Below are 3,700 nucleotides of genomic sequence, written 5' to 3' on the forward strand. Positions count from 1 at the left end.
TCGTCCGGTAGCGGCGCGAGCCAGTCGCGGTAGCCATCGGGTGCGCCCAGCACGGCGACCCGCATCCCCGGCTTGATGCCCAGCTTTTTCGACAACGGCGTCTTCGAGTAGCCGGCCACCGCCTCAACTGCGGTCAAACGTGTTGATCGATGAGGATCGCGTTGCCATCCGGATCCGTGAGCGCGATGTGGGCGGGACCGGTGGAGTCCGGGTCGGCCTCGGAGCTCAGTACGACACCGGCTGCCTTCAGCCGCGACTGGATCGCCCGCACATCCTCGAAGTGTTCCAGCGGGTTGCACTGCGCATCCCAGCCCGGATTGAACGTCAGGACATTGCTCTCGAACATGCCCTGGAACAGGCCGATCGTGGTGTCGCCGTTGCGGAGAATCAGCCAGTGGTGATCAACGTCGCCGCCAACGGGTTCGAAACCGAGTTTGGCGTAAAACGCCTGCGACGCCTGGATGTCGCTGACCGCCAGGCTGACCGAAAATGCACCGAGTGCCATGCGCGCTTCCCCTTGAGTGTGTTCAATTGGCCATCCGCCACTCTTCGGTGGTGATCGCGTAGCGATCATGATCCCGCCAGTGGCCGGCGATCTTCAAATAACGCGGTGAATGCCCTTCCAGCCGGAAGCCCAGGGAACGGACCAGTCGGGCGGAGCGATGATTGGTCGGCTGCACGTTCGCTTCCAGGCGATGCAGGCCCAGTTGGGTAAAACCGAGGCTCACGGCGAGCCGCAGTGCCTGCCGCATCAGTCCCTGACCGGCGTGGGGCTCGAAGGCGTAGTACCCCAGGTAGGCGGACTGGAAACCGCCGCGCACGATATTGCTGATGTTGATGCAGCCGACCAGACCGCCGTTGTCGCGACGCGCGAGCAGGCTTTCGTCCGACGATGACGCGTAATGTCTGACATGGGCCTGGAATGCGGCGATGGTCGCGGGTGGTGAGACCCACTGCCCGTGCAGCGAGCGGCTGCGATCCACCGCGGCGAGGAACGCGGCCTCGTCAGCTGCGGTCATGCGTTGCAGATGGAGCGTCGGTCGGGTCCGGGCCTCCGGTTTGTTCTGTTCCAGGTTCATGCGTCGAATTCCGCCGTGGGCTCGCAGTGCACCGGAAAATTCATCGAGTTGGCGATGAAGCAGCGTTGGTGGGCAAGCGTGTGCAGTGACCTGGCGTGCTCGAGGTCCGCCGGCCCACGGAAATGCACCCTGGGTCGCAGCATCGCCGCGTCGAAGCGGCCGCCGCCGTCGGTATCGAGTGCGAGCACAGCCGTGGCCTGATCGTGATAACGCGTGACCACGAGGCCGGCATCGGCGCAAAGATGCAGATACCAGAGCATGTGGCAGCTCGAGAGCGAGGCGAGCAGCAGGTCTTCCGGGTTGTGGCGGGTGGGGTCGCCCCGAAAGGCGGCATCCGACGAACCGTGCAGGACGGGTTTGCCCTCCACGCGGATCAGGTGATCGCGGGTGTAGCTCCGGTAGTCCTGCGTCCCGGCGCCCCGGTTGCCCGTCCATTCGACGTCGACCCGGTAGTCGTGAGTCTGTGTGCTCACGATGCCGCCTCGGTGTCCGCGCCGGGCAGAAACCTCGCGCGTTCCTCGGCGTCAGGGATGCGGCAGACCGAACGTCTCCCGAACAGGCGGTAGCGATGCCGGGCGACCAGCCGGTAGATGCCGTCGCGCATCGGTCGGGGCAGCCACCCCGCGACACGCAGCCAGCGCCAGGGTGCTGGCAGGTCGCGGACGATGCGCAGCACCGCGCCGGAGCGGGAGTAGCTGCGCCCGTCGGCGATCACGACCAGGGTGTCATAGCGGTCGGTGGGAAAGCCCCAGCGCCGAAGCAATGATTGCCCGGCCTCGGATTGGACGGGAGCGAGCCGGAACACCGCGTTGCGATCCGTTTTCAGAATGAACCCGACCCAGAATGAGCAAAGATTGCAGGTCCCGTCGAACAGCACGATCGGCTGCGTCGCGGCCGCATTCAAGGTCTTTGGTTCCGGCCGGGCCCGCGATGAACGCGAATCTGCATGCCGCCTCGTCTCCGCTCTCGCGTGAAGGCGTCAAGACTAGCCGGCTTCAGCGGGTCGAGTCGATTCCCCGCCACCCTGTCCGGCGACCTGGACCCGAGTGAGTGCACCGACGTTCAATCGGCGCACTCACTCGACGAGCGTCAGGTGTCGTTCGTGGAGATCAGCGTATAGCCCGCCTTTCGCATGCAGGCGTGATAGTTCGCGTAGGCGTCGGACGTGGCCTCGCCGGCGCCCGAGAAACCGGACGATTCCTCGCAGGCGGTGTTGTCGCGGGTGTAGGTGACGCGGGAGACAGGCGCCTCGGCGCTCCACCAGTGCGTCGGTTTGGCCGGGGTTGTCGTCGTGCCGCAGGCGGACAGCAGGCCGACCAGGGCTGCCGTGGCTACGAGTGTCTTGTACATGGTGTGCTCCTCCTTGCCATACATCATTGATATGACATTTATGTGACACGTGTCTGGCACAGTACTCCCGCTGCGGAAATAGGTCAATAGTTCCTAGGATAAAAATTCCTATATCGGGGCGGCAAAAGGCTGGATTCCGTGAGAGGAAACAGTCACTTGCCGAATTTGTGGCGCAGGGTGTACCAGCTGGGGTACGGGATCTGGCGGGCGTTGTCCTTGCGAGTCCAGTGACGGACGACTCGCCCATCGGACAGTTTCAGCGCTTTTGCGACGTCCTTGCTGGAAAGACCCTTGCGGTCCATCCACTCACGCAACTCCTTCGCGGAAGGGGGGTATTTGTTCATCGGGGCGATCGGGTGTGGCGTTTGGCCGGTTCGGCCATCGGATCGATGATCCTACCCATCGACCATCGGATCCGCCATCGTCGCCGCCTGCTCAGGCTGCGACGGACTGGTTCAGTGGTCGGGTGAGGTCGGTGTGGATGGATTGGCCAGGGCCCAGTGGGACTGGCCGTCCCCGCTCCGTTTTGCCTCGTACATGGCGCTGTCGGCGCTGCGCAGCAGATCGTCGGCGTCGGAATACGAGCCGCTCGCCTGGACCACGCCCAGAGCGGAGCCGATTCGGATCGAGGTCTCGTCGATGGTGATCGGTTGGTCCAGCGCGGTGATGATCTGGTCGGCGATGCCTTCGATCACACCGGAGCGGCCGACGCTCCGTGCGAGTACGGCGAATTCGTCACCGCCCAGTCGTGCCACGAGGTCACATTTGCGAAGACTGTTGGTCAGTCGCTTGGCGACGACTTTCAGGACCTGATCCCCGATCTCGTGGCCATACTGGTCGTTAACCGGCTTGAACTTGTTCAGGTCGATGTAGATCAGGGCGAAGTTCGAGCGATTCTCGATATCGGCCAGTTCGGCATCCAGTGCCTTGCGCATCGCGGCGCGATTGGAAAGCCCGGTCAGCACGTCATGCTCGGCGCGCTTGCGCAGCTCGTCCGTGATGCGCACCTGGTCCGAGATGTCATGAAACGCCAGGACGAACTCGCTGACGTGCCCGGCATCGCTGATCGTGGTCGCGCCCATTTCCACCGGGAACGGGCGATTGTCCGCGCCGCGGAGTGTCGTGTTCCTGTCGCGGGCGGAGCCTTCGAGCACGACCGCCTCGGCCAGCGGTGTCTCGACCCAGGGCCGGTCTTCGGGGATGAGCTCGGAGGCGGCGATGAACCCCTGCATGGGCATGCCTCTGAGGCGGTCGGCCTGGGTCTTCAGCAA

The 3,700-nt window shown here is 64.3% G+C and carries 7 protein-coding genes; all 7 read right to left on the reverse strand.

Annotation, left to right across the window (positions count from 1 at the left end):
• Nucleotides 1–133: 133 nt before the first annotated feature.
• Nucleotides 134–505 carry a VOC family protein gene (locus ABNS06_RS15585; protein ID WP_348675519.1) on the reverse strand — a complete coding sequence of 124 codons (372 nt, stop codon included), beginning with the start codon at nt 503–505 and terminating at the stop codon, nt 134–136.
• Between the two features lie 22 nt (nt 506–527).
• Nucleotides 528–1,079, reverse strand: a complete 552-nt coding sequence (locus ABNS06_RS15590; RefSeq protein WP_348675520.1) for a GNAT family N-acetyltransferase — start codon at nt 1,077–1,079, stop codon at nt 528–530.
• On the reverse strand, nt 1,076–1,552 hold the full coding sequence (locus tag ABNS06_RS15595; protein WP_348675521.1) for an OsmC family protein: 477 nt from the start codon (nt 1,550–1,552) through the stop codon (nt 1,076–1,078). The genes ABNS06_RS15590 and ABNS06_RS15595 overlap by 4 nt, the downstream gene beginning before the upstream one ends.
• Complete coding sequence (locus ABNS06_RS15600) at nt 1,549–1,983, reverse strand: thiol-disulfide oxidoreductase DCC family protein (RefSeq protein WP_348675522.1); 435 nt, start codon at nt 1,981–1,983, stop codon at nt 1,549–1,551. Before ABNS06_RS15600 ends, ABNS06_RS15595 begins: the two co-directional genes overlap by 4 nt.
• Nucleotides 1,984–2,168: 185 nt before the next feature.
• Nucleotides 2,169–2,429 (reverse strand): hypothetical protein, encoded by a 261-nt coding sequence (locus ABNS06_RS15605; protein ID WP_348675523.1) that lies wholly within the window; start codon nt 2,427–2,429, stop codon nt 2,169–2,171.
• Between the two features lie 152 nt (nt 2,430–2,581).
• The gene (locus tag ABNS06_RS15610) at nt 2,582–2,773 is read right to left on the reverse strand and encodes a hypothetical protein (RefSeq protein ID WP_348675524.1); all 192 of its coding nucleotides are present in this window, start codon (nt 2,771–2,773) and stop codon (nt 2,582–2,584) included.
• A gap of 111 nt (nt 2,774–2,884) precedes the next feature.
• The coding region (locus ABNS06_RS15615) for a diguanylate cyclase (protein ID WP_348675525.1) at nt 2,885–3,700 on the reverse strand (816 nt) is incomplete at its 5' end.

The organism is uncultured Abyssibacter sp., assembly GCF_964000955.1.
GTDB lineage: Bacteria > Pseudomonadota > Gammaproteobacteria > Nevskiales > OUC007 > Abyssibacter.